General features: G+C 42.3%; 25 protein-coding genes. 19 read left to right on the top strand and 6 right to left on the bottom strand.

Annotation, left to right across the window (positions count from 1 at the left end; genetic code table 11):
• Positions 1-14 precede the first annotated feature (14 nt).
• The 10 genes from yfkAB (at position 15) to MHI15_RS30650 (ending at position 8,585) form a co-directional block, all read left to right on the top strand.
• On the top strand, positions 15-1,151 hold the full coding sequence (gene yfkAB, locus MHI15_RS30695) for a radical SAM/CxCxxxxC motif protein YfkAB (RefSeq protein WP_036684078.1): 1,137 nt from the start codon (positions 15-17) through the stop codon (positions 1,149-1,151).
• Between the two features lie 20 nt (positions 1,152-1,171).
• The gene (locus MHI15_RS30690) at positions 1,172-2,530 is read left to right on the top strand and encodes a hemolysin family protein (protein WP_076125129.1); all 1,359 of its coding nucleotides are present in this window, start codon (positions 1,172-1,174) and stop codon (positions 2,528-2,530) included.
• Between the two features lie 164 nt (positions 2,531-2,694).
• Positions 2,695-3,375: a response regulator transcription factor gene (locus MHI15_RS30685; protein ID WP_076191082.1), complete on the top strand. Its 681-nt coding sequence runs from the start codon at positions 2,695-2,697 to the stop codon at positions 3,373-3,375.
• Complete coding sequence (locus MHI15_RS30680) at positions 3,372-5,126, top strand: sensor histidine kinase (RefSeq protein WP_076124801.1); 1,755 nt, start codon at positions 3,372-3,374, stop codon at positions 5,124-5,126. The genes MHI15_RS30685 and MHI15_RS30680 overlap by 4 nt, the downstream gene beginning before the upstream one ends.
• A gap of 42 nt (positions 5,127-5,168) precedes the next feature.
• Positions 5,169-5,693 carry a CDP-diacylglycerol--serine O-phosphatidyltransferase gene (pssA, locus tag MHI15_RS30675; protein ID WP_339247515.1) on the top strand — a complete coding sequence of 175 codons (525 nt, stop codon included), beginning with the start codon at positions 5,169-5,171 and terminating at the stop codon, positions 5,691-5,693.
• Positions 5,694-5,700: 7 nt separating this feature from the next.
• Positions 5,701-6,195 carry a DedA family protein gene (locus MHI15_RS30670; protein WP_076100017.1) on the top strand — a complete coding sequence of 165 codons (495 nt, stop codon included), beginning with the start codon at positions 5,701-5,703 and terminating at the stop codon, positions 6,193-6,195.
• 47 nt (positions 6,196-6,242) lie between these two features.
• Complete coding sequence (locus tag MHI15_RS30665) at positions 6,243-7,268, top strand: AI-2E family transporter (protein WP_076124805.1); 1,026 nt, start codon at positions 6,243-6,245, stop codon at positions 7,266-7,268.
• 208 nt (positions 7,269-7,476) lie between these two features.
• Entirely contained in the window at positions 7,477-7,695 is a 219-nt protein-coding gene (locus MHI15_RS30660; RefSeq protein WP_036684070.1) for a spore coat associated protein CotJA, read from the top strand.
• A 3-nt stretch (positions 7,696-7,698) separates the two neighbouring features.
• Positions 7,699-7,965 (top strand): spore coat protein CotJB, encoded by a 267-nt coding sequence (locus MHI15_RS30655; protein WP_036684069.1) that lies wholly within the window; start codon positions 7,699-7,701, stop codon positions 7,963-7,965.
• Positions 7,966-8,015: 50 nt separating this feature from the next.
• Positions 8,016-8,585: a manganese catalase family protein gene (locus MHI15_RS30650; RefSeq protein WP_036684067.1), complete on the top strand. Its 570-nt coding sequence runs from the start codon at positions 8,016-8,018 to the stop codon at positions 8,583-8,585.
• A 60-nt stretch (positions 8,586-8,645) separates the two neighbouring features.
• Here MHI15_RS30650 and MHI15_RS30645 read toward each other — a convergent pair whose 3' ends face one another.
• Entirely contained in the window at positions 8,646-9,275 is a 630-nt protein-coding gene (locus MHI15_RS30645) for a LysE family translocator (protein ID WP_341165255.1), read from the bottom strand.
• A gap of 354 nt (positions 9,276-9,629) precedes the next feature.
• Entirely contained in the window at positions 9,630-9,965 is a 336-nt protein-coding gene (locus MHI15_RS30640) for a potassium channel family protein (RefSeq protein WP_076124810.1), read from the bottom strand.
• A 218-nt stretch (positions 9,966-10,183) separates the two neighbouring features.
• Between MHI15_RS30640 and MHI15_RS30635 the strand changes: the two genes are divergently transcribed.
• Positions 10,184-10,522, top strand: a complete 339-nt coding sequence (locus MHI15_RS30635; RefSeq protein ID WP_341165254.1) for a hypothetical protein — start codon at positions 10,184-10,186, stop codon at positions 10,520-10,522.
• 16 nt (positions 10,523-10,538) lie between these two features.
• Here the strand turns inward: MHI15_RS30635 and MHI15_RS30630 are convergent, their stop codons facing one another.
• A complete protein-coding gene (locus MHI15_RS30630; RefSeq protein WP_341165253.1) occupies positions 10,539-11,228 on the bottom strand; it encodes a Crp/Fnr family transcriptional regulator in 690 nt (229 codons plus the stop codon).
• Positions 11,229-11,308: 80 nt separating this feature from the next.
• Between MHI15_RS30630 and MHI15_RS30625 the strand changes: the two genes are divergently transcribed.
• Positions 11,309-12,061, top strand: coding sequence for an HAD-IIB family hydrolase (locus tag MHI15_RS30625; RefSeq protein WP_341165252.1), 753 nt, complete (start codon positions 11,309-11,311; stop codon positions 12,059-12,061).
• Positions 12,062-12,372: 311 nt separating this feature from the next.
• On the opposite strand, the gene MHI15_RS30620 is transcribed toward MHI15_RS30625, so the two are convergent.
• From MHI15_RS30620 to MHI15_RS30610, 3 genes are all read right to left on the bottom strand, one after another.
• On the bottom strand, positions 12,373-13,572 hold the full coding sequence (locus tag MHI15_RS30620) for an MFS transporter (protein ID WP_076104606.1): 1,200 nt from the start codon (positions 13,570-13,572) through the stop codon (positions 12,373-12,375).
• Positions 13,573-13,638: 66 nt separating this feature from the next.
• Positions 13,639-14,256, bottom strand: coding sequence for a sugar O-acetyltransferase (locus tag MHI15_RS30615; protein WP_076187110.1), 618 nt, complete (start codon positions 14,254-14,256; stop codon positions 13,639-13,641).
• Between the two features lie 37 nt (positions 14,257-14,293).
• Positions 14,294-15,334, bottom strand: a complete 1,041-nt coding sequence (locus MHI15_RS30610; RefSeq protein ID WP_256716686.1) for an ROK family protein — start codon at positions 15,332-15,334, stop codon at positions 14,294-14,296.
• 479 nt (positions 15,335-15,813) lie between these two features.
• On the opposite strand from MHI15_RS30610, the gene MHI15_RS30605 reads away from it, so the two are divergent.
• The 7 genes from MHI15_RS30605 to MHI15_RS30575 all read left to right on the top strand — a co-directional run bounded on the left by MHI15_RS30605 (position 15,814) and on the right by MHI15_RS30575 (position 22,207).
• Entirely contained in the window at positions 15,814-16,344 is a 531-nt protein-coding gene (locus tag MHI15_RS30605; RefSeq protein WP_076278559.1) for an RNA polymerase sigma factor, read from the top strand.
• Positions 16,341-17,165: a hypothetical protein gene (locus MHI15_RS30600; RefSeq protein ID WP_076191096.1), complete on the top strand. Its 825-nt coding sequence runs from the start codon at positions 16,341-16,343 to the stop codon at positions 17,163-17,165. The genes MHI15_RS30605 and MHI15_RS30600 overlap by 4 nt, the downstream gene beginning before the upstream one ends.
• The gene (locus tag MHI15_RS30595; protein ID WP_341165251.1) at positions 17,155-18,018 is read left to right on the top strand and encodes an ABC transporter ATP-binding protein; all 864 of its coding nucleotides are present in this window, start codon (positions 17,155-17,157) and stop codon (positions 18,016-18,018) included. The genes MHI15_RS30600 and MHI15_RS30595 overlap by 11 nt, the downstream gene beginning before the upstream one ends.
• A gap of 5 nt (positions 18,019-18,023) precedes the next feature.
• Positions 18,024-19,160 carry a hypothetical protein gene (locus tag MHI15_RS30590; protein WP_341165250.1) on the top strand — a complete coding sequence of 379 codons (1,137 nt, stop codon included), beginning with the start codon at positions 18,024-18,026 and terminating at the stop codon, positions 19,158-19,160.
• Positions 19,161-19,359: 199 nt separating this feature from the next.
• Positions 19,360-20,574 carry an S-layer homology domain-containing protein gene (locus MHI15_RS30585; RefSeq protein WP_179088310.1) on the top strand — a complete coding sequence of 405 codons (1,215 nt, stop codon included), beginning with the start codon at positions 19,360-19,362 and terminating at the stop codon, positions 20,572-20,574.
• A gap of 143 nt (positions 20,575-20,717) precedes the next feature.
• Entirely contained in the window at positions 20,718-21,209 is a 492-nt protein-coding gene (locus MHI15_RS30580) for an RNA polymerase sigma factor (RefSeq protein WP_076104596.1), read from the top strand.
• Positions 21,206-22,207: an anti sigma factor C-terminal domain-containing protein gene (locus MHI15_RS30575; protein WP_076309816.1), complete on the top strand. Its 1,002-nt coding sequence runs from the start codon at positions 21,206-21,208 to the stop codon at positions 22,205-22,207. Before MHI15_RS30580 ends, MHI15_RS30575 begins: the two co-directional genes overlap by 4 nt.
• Positions 22,208-22,679: the final 472 nt, after the last annotated feature.

The raw sequence follows: 22,679 nt of genomic DNA, 5'->3' as shown, positions 1-22,679 counted from the left end.
AGGAGCTAGTACAAATGAATGTTTTAAGACCATTAACATCTTCACCGAAGGAGCTGTCGCCAAGCTACGATCCGTGGGATCCCATTACTTCTTTACGTAAGCATGGACGCCATGTGCTAACGAGTGTGGAATTCACAGTAACCAATTTATGTAATATGCGGTGTGAACACTGTGCGGTAGGTGATAGTTTAACCTCTAGAGAAGGGGATATGCTGCCGCTTAAAAATATGTTGGACCGTTTAGATGAGGTAGAGCATCTGGAGACGATTAGTATTACCGGCGGAGAGCCTATGTTCTTGGCTGGAACGGTGGATAATATCATAGTGCCGCTCTTAAAGTATGCCAAAGAGCGGGGGATTAGATCGCAAATTAATTCTAATCTGACGATGCCGTATGCTCGATATGAAAAGCTGCTTCCGTATTTGGACGTTATGCATATTTCTTTTAATTATGTGAACGGAGACGATTTTCATGAAGTTGGTTTTGCCAACAGCGGGCATGCAGTTTCAAAAGAAAGTGCATATCGGTTATATAATGCAATGATTGAGAATTCTCGACGGCTAAGTGAGGATGGTATGCTAATTTCTGCGGAAACTATGATTAATTACCGTACACATACTAAGCTGCCTGAAATTCATAAGTTGATTCTCGATATGGGCGCCAAACGGCATGAGGTACATCCTATGTACAACTCCAGTTTTGCTTCGGCTTTGCCAGTGTTGTCCTTGAATGAAATGCGGACGGCAATCCATAAACTACTGGATACCCGTGATCCGGAGATTTGGATGCTGTTTGGGACCCTTCCGTTTTTTGCTTGCAGCTTCCTGGAAGAAGATCAGAAGCTGATAAGCAGAATGCGCGCCGAGAAGAATGTTACCCTTCGCAATGATCCGGATGGCCGGAACCGAGTGAACGTAAACATGTTTACTGGCGATGTTTTTGTTACAGATTTCGCTGATATCGCAGCCTTTGGCAACATCGAGAACCAAAAGCTGGATGATATATTTATCGATTGGCAGACTAAACACCCGCTGAACCAAAAGGTGAACTGCCACTGCGATGCAGCAGGCTGCTGCGGACCTAATCTGTTAGTGGCTGATATGTATTATCCGGAAGTTGACTTCAAAACTAGAAAAGCGATCAATCTGTAGAAATGAGGCGTTGTTAAGTGGTGCATACGGAATTTGAAGTAGGGAGATTATTGCTTAATCTTTTGCTGGTTCTGGTGCTCGTATTATTGAACGGTATTTTTGTAGCAGCGGAATTTTCATTAGTTAAGGTCAGGCAGTCCCGCCTGACCCAACTTGTCAGTGAAGGTAATAAAATGGCTGGATATGCTCTGAAAGTAAATAAGAGACTGGATTCCTATTTATCCGCCACTCAGTTTGGGATAACACTTGCGTCGCTGGGCTTAGGTTGGGTTGGAGAGCCCGCGATTTCTGAGCTGTTGGTCGAACCTTTAATGTACCAGATGGGGATCACCGATCATACCCTGATTTCTACCGTATCTGTGATTATTGGATTTTCGATCATTACATTTTTACATATTGTACTTGGGGAGCTTGCTCCTAAATCGCTCGCGATTCAAAGAACAGAAGGTTCGGCACTGTTGTTATCTGCACCCCTGATGTTCTTCTATAATGTGTTCATGCCTTTTATCTGGGTGCTGAACGCTTCAGCCAACGCGTTGCTTCGGTTGGTCGGTGTGGAGCCTGCAAATGAAAGTGAAGCAGCACACTCGGAAGAGGAAATACGTATTCTGATGAATCAGAGCGCCAAGAGTGGTGTCATTGACAAAGATGAAATGAAACTAATGGATAATATCTTTGAATTCTCAGATCTGCTTGCACGTGAAGTCATGCTGCCTCGTACAGATATGGATGTGCTTTACAGCAATCTTTCGTTAGAAGAAAATATGAAGATTATTACCGAAACGAGACATTCGCGTTATCCGGTTGCTCTGGAAGATAAGGACCGTATTATCGGTTTTATTCATATTACCGACCTGTTGTTTGCACCCCCGGAGCAGCAGAATGATCTTACAACTCTGGTTCGGCCTATCCTTAACGTTCCGGAATCGATGGAAATCAGCCACACTCTTCGTTTTATGCAGAAGAATAAGGCTCAGCTGACGTTAGTTGTCGATGAATATGGCGGCACAGCAGGTTTGCTGACAGCAGAAGAGATTCTGGAAGAAATCGTAGGCGATCTGCATGACGAGTTCGAAGATGAGCGTCCAAGTGTGGAACATAACGGGGAGTACATCTCTGTTGAGGGCCGGATGCTGATTGAGGATGTCAACGATCTTACGGGTGTTGTGATTGAAGACGATGAGGTGGATTCCATCGGCGGCTGGTTGTTTAAGGAGCTGGAGGGTAATCCAACCAAAGGAAAACGTGTCAAAGTAGAAGATGTTATTTTTGAAGTCGAGGAATCAACAAGATTGCGTATCACTAGAATTAATATCCACCGGGAACCACGAGTCGAGGACGAAGAAACCTCAGCAGAACTGAATGAGGATAAAGAATAACCTATTGAAAATTATAACGTATTGTTCCGGTTGATCAGGGATATAATGAACTCCTCCTGCAAGAGCTGTATGGCTCATGACAGGGGGAGTTTTTTGTGGACACATAAAGGACATAACGCTCGTCTATGCTAATGTTTATTAATTGTTTGAAAGCGGGGTCTAGATTGAAAAAGAAACTTCTTCTCGTTGAGGATGAAATTCGTATTCGTGAACTGGTATCTGATTATTTCTTACAGAATGATTGGGAGGTACTTGAAGCGGATAATGGAAAAGATGCATTGGTTTGGTTTGATTCACTGCTGCCGGATCTGCTGATTCTGGATATCATGATGCCTGCTATGAATGGCTTCGAAGTGTGCCGTGAAGTTCGTGAGAAATCAGCGGTACCCATCATTTTGTTAACGGCCAAGTCTACAGATGACGACAAAATCTACGGTTTTGAATTAGGAGCCGATGATTATGTTACAAAACCATTTAGTCCAAAGGTGCTAGTAGCCCGGGCAAATGCACTTATGAAACGGGTTGAAGGCACCCATCAGCCTGAGTCTAGCATAATAAAATTTGGTTCCGCGATGTTCAATCCCTTGGCTCATCGGTTGGAGGTAGAAGATGCGGAAGTGGAGCTTACCCCTAAGGAATATGATCTTTTATGGCTTTTAATACGAAATAAAGGGATTGTTATTTCAAGGGATACGATCCTCAGTCGGATCTGGGGAATTGAATTTGAAGGAGATTCCAGAGTTGTGGACAGTCATATCAAAAAGCTGCGAAGTAAATTGGGTTATGAATCACGTTTTATTCGTACGGTAATTGGCACAGGATACATGTTCGAGGAAGAGGCATGAGAAGACGGGGAATTACTTTTAAACTGTTTGTGATGACCGTTATCTTTTTCCTTTGCTTCTATGGCATGGTGATTCTAAGCCAATTGCTGTTGTTTGACAATTTCTATCAGAAGCAAAAAGAGCACCGTGTGGAGAAACACCTTAAGAGTTTTGCGGCAAGATATATTAGCGAACCATGGGGAAGCACTAGAACCTCTCAGGAGCTTGTCCGGTTTATGCTGCGGAATAAAACACAAATGGTTATTTTGAAGCTGGATGGAAGGATGAATTCAGAAGATCCATTTCATATAAAGCTAATCGATGATGACGGGAAGAGTATGGTTGTTTCTTTATCCCTATTCATGAATCAGTACGGAGATTCACTGAGAGCAGCTAACATTAAAGTAGATGATCAGTTGAGCGTGGAAGGCGAACTTCTGGATGAAGACAGTGCTTCACCCGTTATACTCTACCCCATAAGCATTACAAAAAAAGGGGGCGGAACCATAGGGGAGACGGGAGAGACTGGGACGATTCATGCATCTGGTACTGTTGCAGAAGTTGTACTGCCTGATTTAAAAATATGGAATCCCCGCCAGGGAATATTGTTTGAGGCTCTTGAGGAATGGTTTCCTTTGACACCAGCGCAGATAGAAGACTTTAAAAATTTGAAAATACAGAAGCAAGACTGGGTTGCTCCCTGGAGTGGGAGTCGCAATTCTGTGGTTATTCTGCCCCTGAAGCAAAGTAACGGAGAAATTGAATTACTATTCACAGTCACTTCATTACAGGAAGTTAAGGATTCGAACGATGCCTTACGTTGGTTCTTTTTATATCTGGGAATGGGTGGCTTTGTCCTGATTCTGGTGCTTTCTCTCTTTTTCTCGAAAATGGTAACGCGTCCGCTAATTAAGTTAAACAAGATAGCAAAACGGATGGTTTCTCTGGACTTTACAGGGGACACATCGATTCGGCAGAAGGATGAGCTAGGCAGCCTTTCTAACAGCATGTTCACCTTATCACTAAGTCTGGACTCTGCTTTAGGGGAGTTAAGAGAGGCCAATCAGCAGCTAGTTGAGGATATGGAGCAGAAGCAAAGAATGGAGATCATGCAGCAGGACTTTTTTGCCAACGCCTCCCATGAATTGAAGACACCCCTCAGTATTATCAAAGGGTTTGCTGAAGGTTTGGAAGACGGCGTTAGTGCCGGCAAGCAGGATCACTACATTAAGGTGATTATTGAGGAAGCCGATAAAATGGAGTTTCTTGTTAAAAATATGCTAGATCTAGCGCGGTTGGAGTCGGGCACGATTAAACTACGGAAATCTTCCTTTATGTTAAGTGAACTGACGGAAAAGGTGACAGACAAGCTGGTCCACTTGCTGAGTGAAAAACATTTGGAGGTCATCATTATTCCTGCGAATGAATTACCGGTCTATGCGGATGTGAACTGGATCGAACAAGTTATGCTAAATTTTATGACCAATGCTATCAGGCATGCGGAAGAAAGAAGTTCTATCACTGTCAATATTGAGAGTCATGCCCAGACTATTGTATTCACTATTCAAAATATAGGAGAATCAATCCCTGAAGATCAGCTGGAGCAGATCTGGGAACGGTTCTATCGGTCGGAGCCATCCCGCAGTCGAATGACAGGCGGTACGGGTCTGGGGCTTTCCATTGCAAAGCGAATACTAGATATGCACGCTTGTCTTTATACAGTGAAAAATACGGAGAACGGTGTCAGCTTTACTGTGACCTTTGAAGGTTAAACCGAATCAACAGAAATACTGCTATGAAAGGGGTGAAATTGTATGAAATTGAACTGGTTGCCTTCAACGTGCACACTCGGAAACTTGGGACTAGGATCACTATCCTTGTATTTTACGATTCAAGAACGATATAGCCTAGCTTTATTAATGATATTGCTCGCGGCAATATGTGATGTACTGGATGGATTACTGGCAAGAATATTGCAATGTACTAGTGAATTCGGTAAACAATTGGACTCATTGGCGGATATTATATCATTTGGTTTAGCGCCTACCTTCCTTATCTTGTTGTATAGGTTAGAAGATGCCCACTGGATTGGACCTGCAGCTACAGTTTTCTTTTTGATCTGTGGCGCACTTCGTTTGGCCAGATTTAATCTGTCGGCGCCTTCCAAAGGGTTCGTGGGGATGCCCATTACTGCTGCTGGAGTCATTCTGTCGATGATTTCTTTACTAGATGAACGGATGAAACCAGGACTGGTCATCGGATTAATGGCATTGCTGTCCGTAATGATGATCAGCCGTATCCCATTTCCGTCCCTTAAAAAATCCTTCAACAGGAAGTGATACACCCATGCCTTGGATTATAGAGTTCATTTCACAATACGGATATTTAGCCATATTTGGCCTTATGGCACTTGGGATTATCGGACTTCCTGTGCCTGATGAGGTGTTAATGCTGTTTGTAGGCTATTTATCCTCCGTTATGGTTTTGGATTTTTCACTTTCCGTATTGGTTTGTTTTATGGGATCCATCACAGGAATGCTTATCAGCTATACCATTGGTTTAAGGCTAGGACAACCTGTGGTAGCTAAATTCGGCAAGTGGGTTGGCCTTACACCCAAGCGTTTTGCCAGTATGAAAAGATGGTTTTTGCGGTTCGGAAACTGGGCGATTTTCATTGCTTATTTTATTCCAGGTCTGAGGCATGTATCGAGCTATATCTCTGGAATCAGTGCTATGTCTTTCAAAAAGTATATACTCATAACGACTGCAGGAGCGCTAACCTGGTCACTCCTTTTTGTTTCCATCGGCTTTTTTGTGGGGGCTAAGTTTTCCTTTTTATAGCCATTGAAGCTTAACATTATTAATCGCAATTGAATGGAGCAAGATCAATGAATGTATTCAAGCGATTCTACGCGAATAGTACTACCAGACGCTTTTTTATTCTCGCACTTATCGGGTTGCTGCTGTACATGGTTCGAGGGATGCTTAATCTGGTACTGCTGACGTTTCTGATTGCTTTTGTCATGAACAGCTTTCAGATTGTGCTCAGTAAACGAATTGGTAAATTCATGAAGGTCAACAGTAAGGTGATTATTGTCATTTTATACCTTGCTTTAATCGCATTGATTGTACTGGCCCTTGCAAGATATCTTCCTAAAGTATTGGAGCAGATTAAGCAATTAGCCATCTTCCTCACCAATCTCAAATCAGAGGACCTTCCGCAGAACAAGATTACATTATATTTGTATGATATGCTCAGGGACCTTAACTATCAGTCCTATATCAAAAGAGGCATCGATTATGTGCTGCAGGTTAGCAACTGGGGTGCAACTTTCGTTCTATCAACCATTTTAAGCTTTGTGTTTATTCTGGAGAAGAACCGGGTCGTCAGTTTCACTTCTAGGATGAGAGAGAGCAGGATTGCCTGGTTTTATATAGATCTGGAGTATTTCAGCCGAAAATTCATCGTTTCCTTTGGGAAAGTAATTGAAGCGCAAATTCTCATTGCCATGTTCAATACCTGTCTTACTGTTATTGGCTTGTGGTTGCTTAACTTCCCGTATTTATTTGCCCTAGCGATTTTGATTTTTCTGCTCAGTCTCATTCCGGTAGTTGGTTTTTTGATTTCGCTCATTCCGCTTTTAATTATTGGTTACAACATCGGCGGTCTGATAACAGTTACATATGTGCTGGCGATTATTGCGGTGTTGCATTTTATCGAAGGCTATTTCTTGAATCCTAAGTTGATGTCCACAAAAATGAATTTGCCGATGTTTTTCACCTTTAGCGTGTTGTTGTTCTCTGAGCATTATATGGGTGTCTGGGGACTTATTCTTGGTATTCCTATCTTTGTATTTATGTTGGATATCCTTGAGATTACCCACGAAGATTCGTTCAAAAGAGCGAAGCCCTAAGCTGAATACTAAAAAACCCAAGTTATAAGCTGTTTTCGGTACTTTTCCGGAGACAGCTTATTTGTCATGCACATTGCACAAAAAAAATTGCTAATGGGCTTTTTTTGTGAATAACGTTTTATATTGTGTCCTGCTGTCATAAGTTAGCTAAGGGAGTAATGTTCAGAGTCTTTAAAGAAGGAACAGGAACAAAGGAGGTACAAAAAAGATGGAATCACAGCTGCGGAGGTATACCCCCTTTAGGGGCCCGTTTGATCCTTGCCCACCGGTGCCGTTCAAGACGTATGTAGTTCCACCCAATCAATTTATCACCTTTCAGCCGCCCGATTTGCCACAGTTTAGTTTGCAGGAGGCTCTGAAGTATGGAACGCTCTGGCCAGCACTATTTAGTCCGTATGAATCCAAGTGCAAAGGAGGAGGAAAATAGACTATGGAGGCAAATCCTTGCGACCAACGTTATTATGAATTGCTTGAACAGTTGCAGACCCTTGATTTTGCCTTAGTGGAGTTGAACTTATATCTAAATACGCATCCTGACGATCTGAGAAGTATTGAACAATTTAATCAGCTTACGCTGGAACGAACTAAGCTAGCGAATCATTTTCAGGAGTTATATGGTCCGCTGCAGAATTTTGGCCGCGCTTATTCTAAATGTCCATGGGAATGGAATCAACCCCCTTGGCCTTGGCAGGTGTAAGAGGAGTATAACCGTAAGGAACTATTTTTCTAGAGGAGGGAAGTTCCCGAATGTGGATATACGAAAAAAAACTGCAATATCCGGTACGGGTGGGTAAATGTGATGTCCGGATGGCGCGTTATTTGAGTGAGCAATACGGAGGCGCAGATGGCGAGCTCGCCGCTGCACTACGCTATATGAATCAAAGATACACGATTCCAGATAAAGTTATTGGCGTGTTGAACGATATTTCTACTGAGGAATTCGCTCACCTTGAGATGATTGCCACGATGATCTACAAGCTGACGAAGGATGCTTCGGTATGTGAATTAGAGGAAGCGGGATTAGGGCCACATTTTGTAGCGCATGATCATGCCCTGTTCTACACGGATGCTAGCGGAGTTCCATTCACCGCAGCCTATATTCAAGCTAAGGGAGATCCGCTGGCAGACCTTTATGAAGACATTGCGGCTGAGGAAAAAGCCCGGGCTACATATCAGTGGCTGATTGACATGACGGATGACGTGGATCTGCAGGATAGCCTTAAGTTCCTGCGGGAGCGGGAGATTGTGCATGCATTACGGTTTAAGGAAGCGGTGCAGATTATTATTGATGATCGGAATCAGAAGCGGGTGTTCTAAGATTTCTGTGAGAATAACATAAAAAGCCGTTCTCTTTTATAAGAGAACGGCTTTTTTACGTTATAAAATGTGGAGGCTCCGTAGGAATTGATAGAAGAAATACCCCCCAAAGCCGATTAATACAACACCTGCGCTGATAGTCACCCATTTAATAGCCGTCCGGTTCATTGCTTTTCGTGTGGTGGATACAATCGTCATCAGGCCAATATCATGGAGCAGGATACCAATCAGGATACCTAATCCCACTAGCAAAAAGCTGCCCGTATTAGTACGGTCAAAGGAGTCGGACAATACGGTACCAAAGACACTAACCCAAAATACCAGGTTTCCTGGTGAGATCGCCACTAGCAAACCATTTTTGTAAGAAGAGAACAGCGATTTGGACGTCTTCTCTCCTCCAAGGGAAATATCATGATCTGCATTCTTGATGCTGTCATATCCAACGTAGCATAGGAAGAGAGCCCCAACTAACCACATGATTACTTGTATGATAGGCATGGAAAGAATAGAAGCTAGACCCAAGTATAAGCCTAGAATTAGGAAGAGGTCGATAGTCATTCCCCCGAGGCCAACAATCCAACCATGCATAAAGCCATTTTTCAAGCCTTGTTTGGTCATTTCAATGGTAATGGTACCTACGGGGAGAGCGATGGAAAAGCCGAGCAAAACGTATGTAAGAAATAAAGCCATTAAAATTAAAAGCCCCCTTTATTAAATTAAACGAAAGTATATTTTACACCATGAAGTAATAGGGGGCAATTCTTTTGAGTGAATTTATCTATTACAAATTTGCTCTAAAATTTTCGACCGCTCTAATAGAGACGGTCTTTTTTATTTATTTGAGGATCGCCAGAGATGAATATTAATGGTCTCGATTTTCTTTACCGATGAATTATTGCTCGAAAATTAAAGGGTGACATGAGATGAAAAATGTGATTTAGTTAGGTGAAAGTTAGTATATAAGCGATTATTTGAAAAAAAAGAGTCTCATTAGCTTCGGCTAACAAGGCTCTTAATACTGTTACAAGTTTTGGATTCCATTATTTAATTGTTATCTTTATCGGTTTGCTTGATCAGTTCATAAGCGATATACCCGATCATTCCCAAGAACAACCCTGTGCCTGCAATAATGTAAACAATCGTAAATATTTTTCCTAGTGCTGTCTGAGGAACGAACGTTGGATGACCTAATGTACTAAGCGTTGCAACGCAGAAATAAATAGCATCCAGAACAGACAAACCTTCCTGTTTGACATAAAAAATGGTTCCAGACAACAGCGTCATCAAAACTAATAAGAATAATGCTTGGAAATTTTTACGTTTGAGCGCTTTCCATAAGCCCGAGAATAAACGTTTTAAAGTTAGTAAAAATGATAACATGCAGCTCCACCCTTCATTTATATTAGAGCATACATAACAAATTAACGTCAAATTTAAAATAGATTTGCAGGAAGAAACTGAGGAGGCTGTGGGGAACTTAAATTTCTAACATTCAGAGATGGAACTGGTCACACTCCATTCAAAGCTAGTCTAAGCTATGTTATTATTACCTTATACTTTCCTATAAATAACAAATTATAGAGTTTGGAGGTTTATGAATGAGAAGTAAGCGTAACTTGATAATGCTGTTATTGTTTGCTTTGACGATTATACTTTCAGGATGTAATGATAAAAAAGCTGCGATATTATCCATGGATGAAATACGAGATCTAGCTCAGCAAGGCGAGGCGTTGTCGTGGAAGGATTTTAAAGGTTATCCCTTTGAAGACGTTGGTTCAGGTTTGTACATCCGTAAATATGAAATCAATGAAAACTACCATGTGCTGGTAGGTGGGGGAAGTGTTGATGCAGCTCCTCTGTATATAAATCTTGTCAAAAGAAACGGAGAAAAGATCGATATCCGTTATGATGACATCGATCATTTTATCCTTAATTAAATGAGGGGTTTTTAGGCTATTCAAATCTTATTCCGTTAGATAATTCATCCAGACTCTCCCAGTCGAGTACAACAATTTCTTGCTTAACTTTATATAAAATTTCCATGTCGGTGAGCCGCTGAATGACACGGTTTAAATGGCGGGGAGTAGTCCCAATCAAAGAGGCTATATCTGGGATATAGGGTGTCTGAATTTCTTTTCCAAACTCACGTTGGAGTTGAATGGTCAATAAATAACTTGCAAACCTTTCTTCTACAGAGCCCAGCAAGTTCGTTCGGGATGCGGATGTGCAGGTTAGAAGCTTGTAGGAGAGATGTTTCAGCAACAAGTCTTTAAACCTGTGGTTATCCATTAGGTCAGACTCAACCTTTTGTTTCGGGATAAATAAGAGGCTGGTTTGTTGTACCGCTTCAACTTGGGATTGGATCACAACTTCCTGCACGTATTCAATATCCCCGAATAATGACAAGGGTGAGCAGAAACGTAATAACAAGGATTTTCCCGTCCCCACACTAGAAGAAACCTTGGTACGCCCCTCCACTTGAAAATAAATTCCGTCCAGCTCATCCCCCTCACGCAAAATGATTTCATCCTGCTCATAGACAAGTAACTGGATTAAAGCATGTGTTGACGTTGTGAATACTTGGTCTAGATTAAATTGTGTAATGTAATGTGGTATCAGATTTGGATCGTGAATAGATTTCATCGTTTACTCCTTTTTGGACATCGGTCCTTTCCATTATATCTGAACTCGTTAATATAGAGAAAAAGGGGAGGTTATTAACTGTGAAATTTATTTTTGATTTAGATGGGACGATTTGTTTTAACGGCAAACCTTTGAGTGAATTTATTGTACAAGCCTTGGATTCTCTAATTGAAAAAGGACATGAGGTTATTTTTGCGTCAGCCCGGCCTATTCGTGATTTATTGCCTGTGTTGCCTGCTCGTATGCATCATTTTTCTATGGTTGGCGGGAATGGCGCGTTTATTGCAAAGGGTGGGGAGGTTATTTCGACGATACATTTTGACCCACAGACTGCGGATAACATCCTGAATTTGATTGAAGAATTTGATGCAACTTATTTGATTGATAGTCATTGGGACTATGCATATTCGGGTTCTGCGAACCATCCCATCCGGAGAAATGTAGATCCAGAACAACGCGCCAAAAATGTAACTCCATCAGAGCTGGATGAGATTGTGAAGGTAGTTATTTTGAGCAGTCTGAACGGGGAACAACTTATACATAAGCTGCAAAATCTGCCGATTGTGATCTACCAGCATGGACAAGAAAATATTATGGATATAAGTCCACAAGGTGTGAACAAATGGACAGGACTAAAGAGATTAGGCATAGAACCGCAGCAATTTATTGCTTTTGGTAACGATGCTAATGATATAGAAATGTTTAGACATTCCGCACATTCGGTTTGTGTTGGCGATCATATAACCTTGGGAGAAGTTGCAACGGAAAAGGTTAGTAGCGGTGAAGAGCAGATTGTTAGAAAAATAATGGAGCTGGTGGTAGGTCTGCGATAATTGTTGGGATGGTGATCACCAGCTCAGAGGTCATTGTTGTGGACTGTATAGTCGCTATTTCGGGATTTAGCTTCATTAGGCGGAGTGTTCGGACTCAGGAGGCGTTATCTAGTCAGAAGACAGCGGTTTTTGCACAAAAACAACTCAATAACGACTCTGGGGTCCGAATAACCTCATTTCTGTCTATTTCGAAGCCAATAAGGTCATTTGAGTCCGATGGTAGGAGATTGGTCGCTATTTGCAACAAAAAACCTGCCATAAAATCAGCAGGTTTTTTGCATGGATGAGCAGAAATAAGTGCGATAACTATTCTAGATAAGTTCTTGGCGGCGATTTAAATAACGATATAAAACACAACCGGATATCGCGCATATAGCTGCACATAAGCCGATAAAACCATACCCAGCTTGAAGTCCACGTAGCAAGCCAGTTTGTGTTTCTGCTCCGTAAAGCCGCTTCACACCTTCGATCACTGCACCTATGGCATAGTTGCCAATCACGCTACCGACTCCCATTAGTGTAACTGTAAAGGTGATGGCAGTGTCACTGCCATGCGGATACCTTTTTGCGATAAATGCCATAACGGTCGGATAAATCATAGCGATACCTATGCCTGCTGCTGCGAATAGAAACGCGAGCTGTTCCCCACCTAAAATAGCAGCAAACGTACATAAGGCAGAGAAGGCTGAAAAGATAATAAGCGATAGATTGAAACCAATCTTATCTGTAACCGGCCCCAGCAGGAGCCTTGCTAGCGAGAAGCAGAGAAAAAAGGTGGACAACATACCAGAAGCTGTAACTGTATCCCACAAGTATGCTTTTTCCAAAAAATTCACTAGCCATCCACCTACTGCAAGCTCTGACACTACACCGAAAGAAAGAATAAGCACCATCAGCCATAAAGCGGGATCGCGGACCAGTGTTTTTAATGGAATCCGGTCCTCTTGCGGAAGATCGTCACCCGGAAATGTACTGCGCAAGGCAGATAGAATAGGCAGTAAAGATAAGCTTAGCATAATCAGATACATTCCGCGCCAGTCGAGTGGATGGCCAAATATACTTACCGACATGAGTCCTGTTGCCAGCAGTGGAGCTAAGGTTGAACTAAATCCGTAGAAAAAATGGGATAAGTTCATCATCGTCCCGGTATTTTTTACGAAGATGCGTGCTCCCAAAATGGCAAGACCAATCTCGAGCATTCCGTTTCCGATGTACATCAGGAAATAAGAAGCTGAGAAGAAGGGATAGCTGTGGGAGATATAGATTAACACTCCTGAGAATATCATGGATGCAAAAGCAATAATACTGACAGCCTTGATCCCCCACTTCCGAACCAATACAGCTGTAAAGGAGCAGGCGATCAAATAACCTAATGCATTTAGGGATAAAAGGGTGCCGAGCTGTTTCTCGTCCAGATTAAAGTCGAATTGGATTCGCGGAATGGCAGGTCCTTTAATATTTTCCGATATGCCAAACACTATAAATCCTAAAAAGATGGTTGCCAATTGCATGGCGTAAATCTTGTTAAATCCCCCGAAGCGCTTTTTCAAATTGAGATCCTCCCAGAACGGGTTACTTTATTGCTCAATGTCTCTGTAATACTCTTCTTTAAGTTTTTCCCAGTGTTGCTTATCGTCGTCGGTGATTGCTCTTAATACCTTGCATGGGTTCCCCACCGCAATTACATTGTCAGGGATATCCTTAGTCACGACTGAACCTGCACCGATGATTACATTGTTGCCGATTTTTACCCCAGGATTAATTACTGCGTTTCCACCAACCCACACGTTGTTTCCAATGGTAATCGGTGTACCGAATTCAAGCATACTAATACGCACGTCCGCATCTATGGGGTGACCAGCAGTATATACGCCTACCCTAGGTCCAAAGAGAACATTGTTACCAATCGTTACTTTAGCTACATCAAGGATAATGCAGTCAAAATTAGCGTAGAAGTTATTGCCAACGGTAATATTACTGCCGTAATCACAACGGAAAGGAGGTTCAACATATAATGACTCTCCTGTAGACTCAAATAATTGCTTGAGTAGTTCTACTCTATATTCACCTTGTTCTTCCGTCGTATTGTTAAATAAACGAGTGAGCATTCTGGATCTTTTGTTATCCTTTGCTAATTCTTCACCGCCTGCCATATATAGCTTTCCTGCAATCATGTTTTCTTTGTTTGTTGCCATTCGTAGTTCCTCCTGAAGTGTATGTTAGTTTTATGTTTTACCGGCGCTTCTCAACCAGCTGCAACGAGTAGGTTAAGCTTTCCAGTGTGATCGCAATTAATCCGTTCATGTAATGATCATCAGGTTGATCCAGCACAATTAAGTGAGGCATATGCTCCTCTGGAATCACTTCCAGACAACGTTGATAAATCGGCCGCACATTCTCTTGTTTGACTTGCTCTCCTGTGAGAGCTATGGTCTCTGGATTAATAATTGCAATCAGGGACGATATAGTGTGAGCCGCCAAAGGGATGAAGGTATCCGTGTGGTCCAAGCTACTCAATTGCTGTTCACGCGAGATTCCAAACGGTAAAAAAGAGACTTCACCAGCAAATCTGGTATTACCTTTGTGGATATGCCCGTCGATCATCATCCCGGCGCCTGGAAAAGCTCCTTTGATAAAGGTCACCACGACAATGGTTTTATCCTCTTCATAATCCTGCTGTTTATAGAACCCGTAAACGGTCAGATTCATATCATTTTCAATCGTGACTTCAAGCTCGTATTTTTCTCTGAGTAGTGATTCTAAGGGAGCATTAATTAACTCTTTAATGTCACAGATATTAATGACACCTTGGTGAGCAAGGCCGGGAATCCCAATCCCTACTGCCTTGATGTTGTTATATTGTTGGATAAGCGTATCCAGCAGATGGTCGATGGCTGCAGCATCTACGTACTCTAATTCCATCCATCCATGATCCACACGATCACCAACTGAATTGGTCACCGCATAGGTTATGGATTTCTGGCCATCCTCAATTTTGGCATAGATACATGCAATATAGGAGAAATCAGCGTTATAGATAAATCGTCTGGCCGGTCGGCCTCCATTTGAAGCCTCCAGTTCAGTCTCAATGACTTCACCAGTCTCGAGAAGTTCATTCAGGATATTTCCGCAGGTAGCAATACTTAATCCGGTGGCACTTGCAATCGTGGATTTGGTTCCTTCCTTCATCGATTTCAAGGCCTGCTTGATAAGCTCCTGATTTATCTTTTTAACACGAATAGAATTGTTTGCGATTTGGTTTATTTTATTCACCTCTAGACTTTTGAAAATGGTTATTAAAAGTATTATCAATACTATAACTTGGCTCTATATAATTGTCTAGCAATCGACAGTTTTTTATTATGGATTTTTTTGAACGGACATGTGGCTTTCAATCAACCTGCGGTGTCTAATTAAATGTAAGGTCAAGAGGAGGTCCACCATTTACGAAGATTTTCACAAAAAGACCACTTGTAATGAGTGTACACTATGGAAATTAATAGAATCCATGTTATATAATTCACTAAGATACAAGCTAAAAATGTTCACTCACAATTTGAACCGGGGACATAATCTAGGGAAAATTTATATTCGGCCAGCCAGAACCTTCTGGTTGGTCTTTTTAATGTGATGCGTCTACTTCGTAGGCGATTTCGTTATATTTAGTAGATTGGTAGATTGGTAGATTGGAGGGGAATTAAATCGGGGAGGACAAATGGGTCACAGAAGCGCAGCAGGGCAATGAGGCAGCGGTGGAATTATTAATTCGGCATACCTATAGTGATATTTATCGATTCATCAGATGGAAAATACATAATGACGAATTGGCCTGGGATCTTGCACAGACAGTGTATGAAAAAGCATGGGCCAAGCTTGACAGCTATCAAAATAAACAGGGGAGTTTCCGAGCTTGGTTGATGGCGATCGCGCAAAATGTCTGCATTGACTATTTTCGCAGCAAAGGTGCTCGGCAAGCAGAGTTGAATCAAAGCTTATCTGATGAAATCACAGTCGAAGGAGATTTTCTTGAAGGAATATTACTTCGTGAAGAGGTTAAGCAGGTATACGCCGCGATTTACTCACTGCCAGAGGAACAGAGGGATGCGCTCTTGTTAAGGTATAAATATGAATTTACGTTTACAGAAATAGCTGCCGTAACTGATGAACCTGAATCTACTGTGAAGTCAAGGGTAAGCCGATCGCTGATTAAATTACGTGATTTACTAAGGTATTCCAAGCAAGAGGACATATCCCAACCCCTAAAGAAAGGAGCAGGAAAATGAGGGTTAAACGTAACCATCAAGATTACCTCAATCTGAATTTACAGGATGAGATGACAGCAGAGTCTGTAGAGGAGATCGTGAATTATATCAGGTGCATTCCTGAACCGCCACGCCTTGACGGTTTTGCAGAAGAAGCCATGAGCAGGTGGAGAAAATCCAAGCGGGCTTTACCTGCGCCAGTACCACCCGTTCCTTTATTTGCACGGCAACAGCTGAGGATTCTTTTTTCACAGGGATGGTGGAAAGAGGTTGTGCTTGGTGTGATCTTGTTTGTAGTAGGATATTTGGTGCTGAGTGTTATGCAGATTGTTAGCCCTATGTTCATTCTGTCCATCGTGGGTTGTATTCCTTTACTGGTGGTCGTCTCTCATACGGCTCGGAATACGCTCTGTGGAATGGGAGAACTCGCACGTAGTTTTAGAATCCCATTGCATCGGTATGTGCAAGCTCGGTTCCTTATGGCAGGGGTGATCTCACTACTGATTAACGTTAGTGTAACTGCTATGGTAACCCCGGTAGGGGAAACGGAGTTTATGCTGCGTATGACCCTGCTATGGTGCATCCCGATCCTAAACAATGCGGCGGTAGCGTTAGTATTATCCACGCTGATACGTAATTTTAGACAATTAACGACCGTACTCTTTATGTTGCCTCTCTTTTGGATGATTTTATTTTCCGGAGAATTTGCAGTGAGATGGACGATGTCGGTCGAGTTATTTTGGTTAATGGGACTGGGCGTTCTGTCGGCAGTGGTATTTAGCCTAGCCATGAGGTTTCAATCCAGAATATTGAGCAGGGGAGGGTTTCTGATTGGAGCTTAAACTATGTAATATTGTACATGATTTCGGCAAAAAGCGAATTTTAAATACGATCAACCTTTCTATGTCACCTGGTGTGTATGGTCTTCTAGGACCTAACGGAACAGGAAAAACGACACTGATGCGTATTGTTGCAGATATTCTGTATCCGACTCGTGGAAATGTACTTTTAGATGGACAAAACAAGGATGATATGGGGGATCAGTACCGGGCTCAGATAGGTTATTTACCGCAGGAACTGGGGATGTACAATCATTTTTCAGCTCGCGATTTCTTGTATTATGTTGCTGCCCTAAAGGGGTTGACCAAGAAGGAGGCGAGTGATCGTATAGAGGTTCTTGCTCAAATGGTTAATCTATCCGGAGAAATGGATAAAAAATGTGGTAAGTATTCCGGCGGGATGAAACGTAGACTCGGTATCGCTCAAGCATTGCTTAATAATCCGGGCATCCTCATTCTGGATGAGCCCACAGCAGGACTTGACCCCTCGGAACGCGTAAGATTTCGAAATTTAATTTCTAAAATATCAAATGAGCGCATCGTTATTTTGTCTACTCATATCGTTTCTGATGTTGATCATATAGCTAAACAGGTGCTACTGATGGGGCGAGGAGAGTTACTTCGTCAAGGAACAATTAAGGAGTTGACCAATGAATTGCAAGGAGAGGTTTGGGAGGCACATGTCCCCGGGCGGTTGCTGGCTCAAATCGAAGAGAATGGAACTGTAGTGAATGTGCAGCAGACAGATACTGGACTAGTGGTTCGGGTAGTCAGCAAGACTTTGCCAGTTGAGAATGCACTGATGGTGAATCCTTCATTAGAAGATGTATATATGCATTATTTTCGGAGGGGATGACACACATGAAACGTCTGGTGATGTTTGAATTACGTAAAATTATGATTCCCAGAGTCTGGATTTCTATAGCTGGAAGTATTGCATTAGCCACTTTTTATTTTGTTAGTTTCTACCCATCCGGTACGGATAGTCTATTGGTTGTAAACAAGGAAAAGCCTGAAGCTATCGCCGCTCATCTAGGACCGATTCGACCAGATTTAGCTTTGAAATACGCACCTAGACTCAAAGAAGAATATGCTGAAGACAGCGCTTGGCCCAAAGAGGAGAAGATGAAACGAATTCTGGAGCAACACTATGCTGGTACAGCTTATATGGTAGATCAATTCAACAGAAATTTAACAGAGCTGAGAGAGCAGAAGGTTTTAATGGAGAGGCAAGAACCAGAATCTTATGCGCTAAGAGATGTTACTAAAAAGCTCTCCATGCTGGAGGAGGGAAAACCACGGGGGTTTTATGTAACTGAGGACTGGGACTTATTACATATATTTTTTTCGAGCTCGCCTGGCGTCGGGGATCTTTTGATCGGTCTTATTCTAGTATTTGCACTGGCCTCCCTGTTCTCCGGCGAGGAAAACTATAGAATGGATGCACTTATTCTATCTAGTAAATACGGAAGGTTGAAGATTGTTGCGGCAAAACTATTAGCTGGATTTATAGTTACGTTTAGCTGGGTTACTCTTTTTTACGGGATTTGCACATTGCTGGCCTGTTTACCGTTCGGCTTCGTGGGCTGGAATGCCCCGCTGAATAGTTACTTTTATTTTGATGAGACTCCATATGCCTTAACCCAGCTGCAGGGATTTGCCCTGAAATATGCTGTAACCTTGCTGGCTGCATGTGGTCTATTGTTATTGACGGCGCTGATATCCGCTTTGTGTCGGAGTAGCTTAAGCAGTCTTGGACTGGCAGCATTCGTAGTTATTCTTCCCCTTTTCTCTTTGCCTGGAATGTTGGGCAAAATAATCTCTTTTTTGCCGTCAGGTGTAATGGTTAGCAGATCCTTAATCGAAAAATATGTATCCTATAACATTTTTGGCATCCCTATATTACATCTACCCTTGTCAATCCTTTCGGTGATAATTATAGGTATAATTGCTATAATGCTTATCCCCAAAGCTTTCGAACGTCGATTAAAGGTCTAAGTAGTAGATACGTCCAGATCGTTCCCGCTATGAAGTGGGGCGATCTTTTTTTGTTCTTCTTGTGAAAAAGGAGAGCAGTATATTTACGAATTAGACATTTCACCCGATAGTTAAGACAAAGGGGAATCACGATAAACCTGGCAAAGAGAGCAGGAACCCCTTACCGATAAGAACGAAAGGGATTATTAAAATGAAGATAATGAAGCTATTGGTACTAGGTCTTATCTCAGGGACAATTGTGACATGCGGCAACGTGAGTTATAGAGTTCATGCTGACACGACAACGTACGAGAATACAGGGACATATGAAGAAGTGGACGAGGACGGTGAGGAGGATCCGGCATCTTCACTGTTCACTGACATTCAAGGTCACTGGTCAGAGCCTTGGGTGCGCTGGGCGTTTGGCAACCAATTGATGGTTGGTTATGATGATGGGAGCTTTCGACCGGATCAGCCGATTACGGAAGCGGAATTTTTGAAATTATTTTATCTTTCTTTCGGCTATCCAAAGGCTACTAGCATAGGCGAAGAATGGACAGCAGCACCGTATAGAATGGCTAAGTGGTGGAATCATCCAGTTACTGGACTACAATATCCAGTGGCAAGATCGGCTCCAATCACCAGAATGGCCGCTGCAAGGTTAGTTGCATCTGGTCTAGGGATGAATTACAACGACACGGATTCCGTGGTTTATTTGCTGGGTAACTCTCTACTTCCACTTCCCGGAGAGCCAACTTTAGTAGGTTTCAGAGGAAATCTCCCGCTTACAAGAGCAGAGGCTATACAATGGATGAGAATGCTCAAGCTTAAGGGAATATATACTGTGGATTCTCGTCCAGAAGGACGATCGGATCGGAGTCACTTACCGTCATTACCGGAACAGGGTACAGGTTTGAAGGATTTTATAGCGGTTCCGGTTACCGATCGTGATTTCGGAATAGCGGATAGTGGGCGTAATCTTTTTATAGATTTTGGGAGTTCAAGAATGTTAATAGAGGAACATTACGGGGATTCAACAGGTCAAGATGTATTCAATAATGAAATGTATAAAGAAGTATCTGTACATTATGATACCGAAGGTCGGCTGAACGCTTGGAAAATAGACAAAGATAATGAGCGCATTGATCCAATCCATATAGGTACATTGAACAATATTCGACCTGGGATAAGTACATTGGAAGATGTGCTAAAGGCATACGGTACATACGTTGCAGTGGATAACGAATACGGGATTATAGTGAGTTACTGGTTTGAGAACAAGGGTGGAGTGTATGAGCCCCGATTGTCACCTTTTGAAATGGATAATATGGAGGGTGGGTTCTATATAGGCTTCATTATTGACAAACAATCTCTGAAAGTTCAAACCATACTCATATCTACAGCTCAGCAGGCAATGAATCCTACGGATATATAGGAATTGTACTGGAACCTTATTCATTCTTTGAAATGTGACGGCATGTCTTTCTGAGGCAGCCGTCTTTTGTTTTATGATTTTTTTCACCTCATAAGCTAACATTCCGAGAACTTTATCGTTATACATACGAAGGGAGGTGCAGGATGAAGCCCGGGCAGCTACATCAGATACTTCAACCTAAAATGTTAGAAATTCAAAAATACTTGATTCGTCTCGGGGCACCTGCAGCCGACGCTGAAGATATCGTACAGGATACGGTGTATAAGGCTCTTTTGTATATTGATTCCATTGATGAGAACAAATTCAGTGCATGGTTATATAAAGTAGCGATCAATCGCTACTATGATCTGTGCCGCCGCCGCAAGCGGATAGTCATTCCTATTGACTATGTAGATGTGCCGGATATGGAATTGCCAGAGGATCATGTGCTGTTAAAAGAGAAACGGGAAGACATCGAAAGAGTGTTGGATGAGCTTCTACCGCTCCATAAACAACTCATTATTATGAAGTATGAGCTGGAGCTGTCCTATCAGGAGATAGCTGAGCTTCTGGGAATTACGACAGATACAGTGAAATCGGCATTGTTTCGTGCCCGCAAGCAATTTCAAAAAAAGTATAGAGGTGAAGTGGAATGACAGCTCCATGGGAACAAAAGGATGATCAGAACCTTTCAAAAGTAATTAAGAAGGCAAAACGAAAAACAATGATTCGAAACACAATCATTTCTCTAGTGGTGACGGTTATAGTATTATTCGGCGGGATGCTGGGTAACGCCCATCTGACAAGCTGGTTGGCGATGCGTGGTTTGGATGAAGAGAGGATCATGATGAAGATTAGCAGTCCTAACCTTCAGGAGTTGAGAACTGAGCTTGATTTAGGGTTTCTATCGGGTAAAGTTGAACTGAGCACTTACAAAGTTGTTGAGGGTGTGCCCATCGTATGGGATACTAAAAAACTGTATTTCGATATGGGCAGCCGGTTTTCTCTGCTTAATAGGGGATACTCTAGTATAAATGTTCCTGACCCGGTAATGACACAGCAAAATTATGAATACTACCGAGGATATAACAGTCAAAATGGTCAGCGGGAAATGATGTTTTATGTGCCTGGAGTGAATTATAACGAAAAAGTGCTGAATGACCTGCCTTCACTCGAACAAATGGAACCTGGCAAGCTCGTAGAAATGGCTGTTTCTTTTGATAAAAGCTACACTCAGGTAGAGGTAGAGAAGATGCTGCCGGCGGGTTTGACACAGACTTGGTATTGGGTAGATACGTATGACAATAAAAAGAACCTTGAGTTTATTAGGAATGACAGCAGCCCGAATAAATATGCCTTACCGGAATCTGCTAGACAAGTATATGGCTACGGTGGGGAATGGGAAGGGTTATTTAAGCCGAAACCAGAGGATTTTTTACAATCCTTAACCTATGGGCTTCAGATGAAGGGCAAGCATTACGGAGAGTTTGAGCGAATCTCGAATTACTTGAAAAAGGATAAAGCGGCGCCGGACGCCAGTGATGTACAGCTATTGGGAGTTGTCGTTACTGGAACTGCGAAAGAGCTCCAAAGCCTCAAAGGAAAACCCTATGTAAATACGGCAGTTCTCGGCGCGATTGTGGATAAATATTAGATCAATATAGTAAAAATGCTGGAGGGGTTATTCTATATGTGGATTTTCTACGAAAAGAGACGATCTCTCCTTCATTTTCAAAAATGCAAGGGTCAAAAGAGCAGCGATTCATCCTCCTATTGGATCTTCGCTGCTCTGCGTTTTTGATTATCCGCGATCTGCTTCAGTAGTAGATTGAAGGCAAGGCAAAGCCTGCTGACCTCAAGTGGTAATTTGTCTATGACGTGATCGCAGAAATCGCTGATATCTCCGGTTGTTTTTAGTTAACCAAATCCGTATTCCGACTCTATAATTAGGGAATTTCTCCCTGTGATTTACCTGATTTGGTGAAAAATAAAGGAATTACCTCGATTTTTAGGGAGAAATTCCCTCATAATGCTCTTTTTTAGCGAATTTCGGCTATTTTTCGGGAGTTTTTCCCCAATTACACTAAAGCGTACATCATACATCGCACACCGCACACCGCACACCG

It is taken from the genome of Paenibacillus sp. FSL H7-0918 (assembly GCF_038007025.1).
Lineage (GTDB): Bacteria > Bacillota > Bacilli > Paenibacillales > Paenibacillaceae > Paenibacillus_AQ > Paenibacillus_AQ odorifer.
Note: the sequence above shows the minus strand (reverse complement) of the source record. Positions and strands in the feature narration are given on the sequence as shown.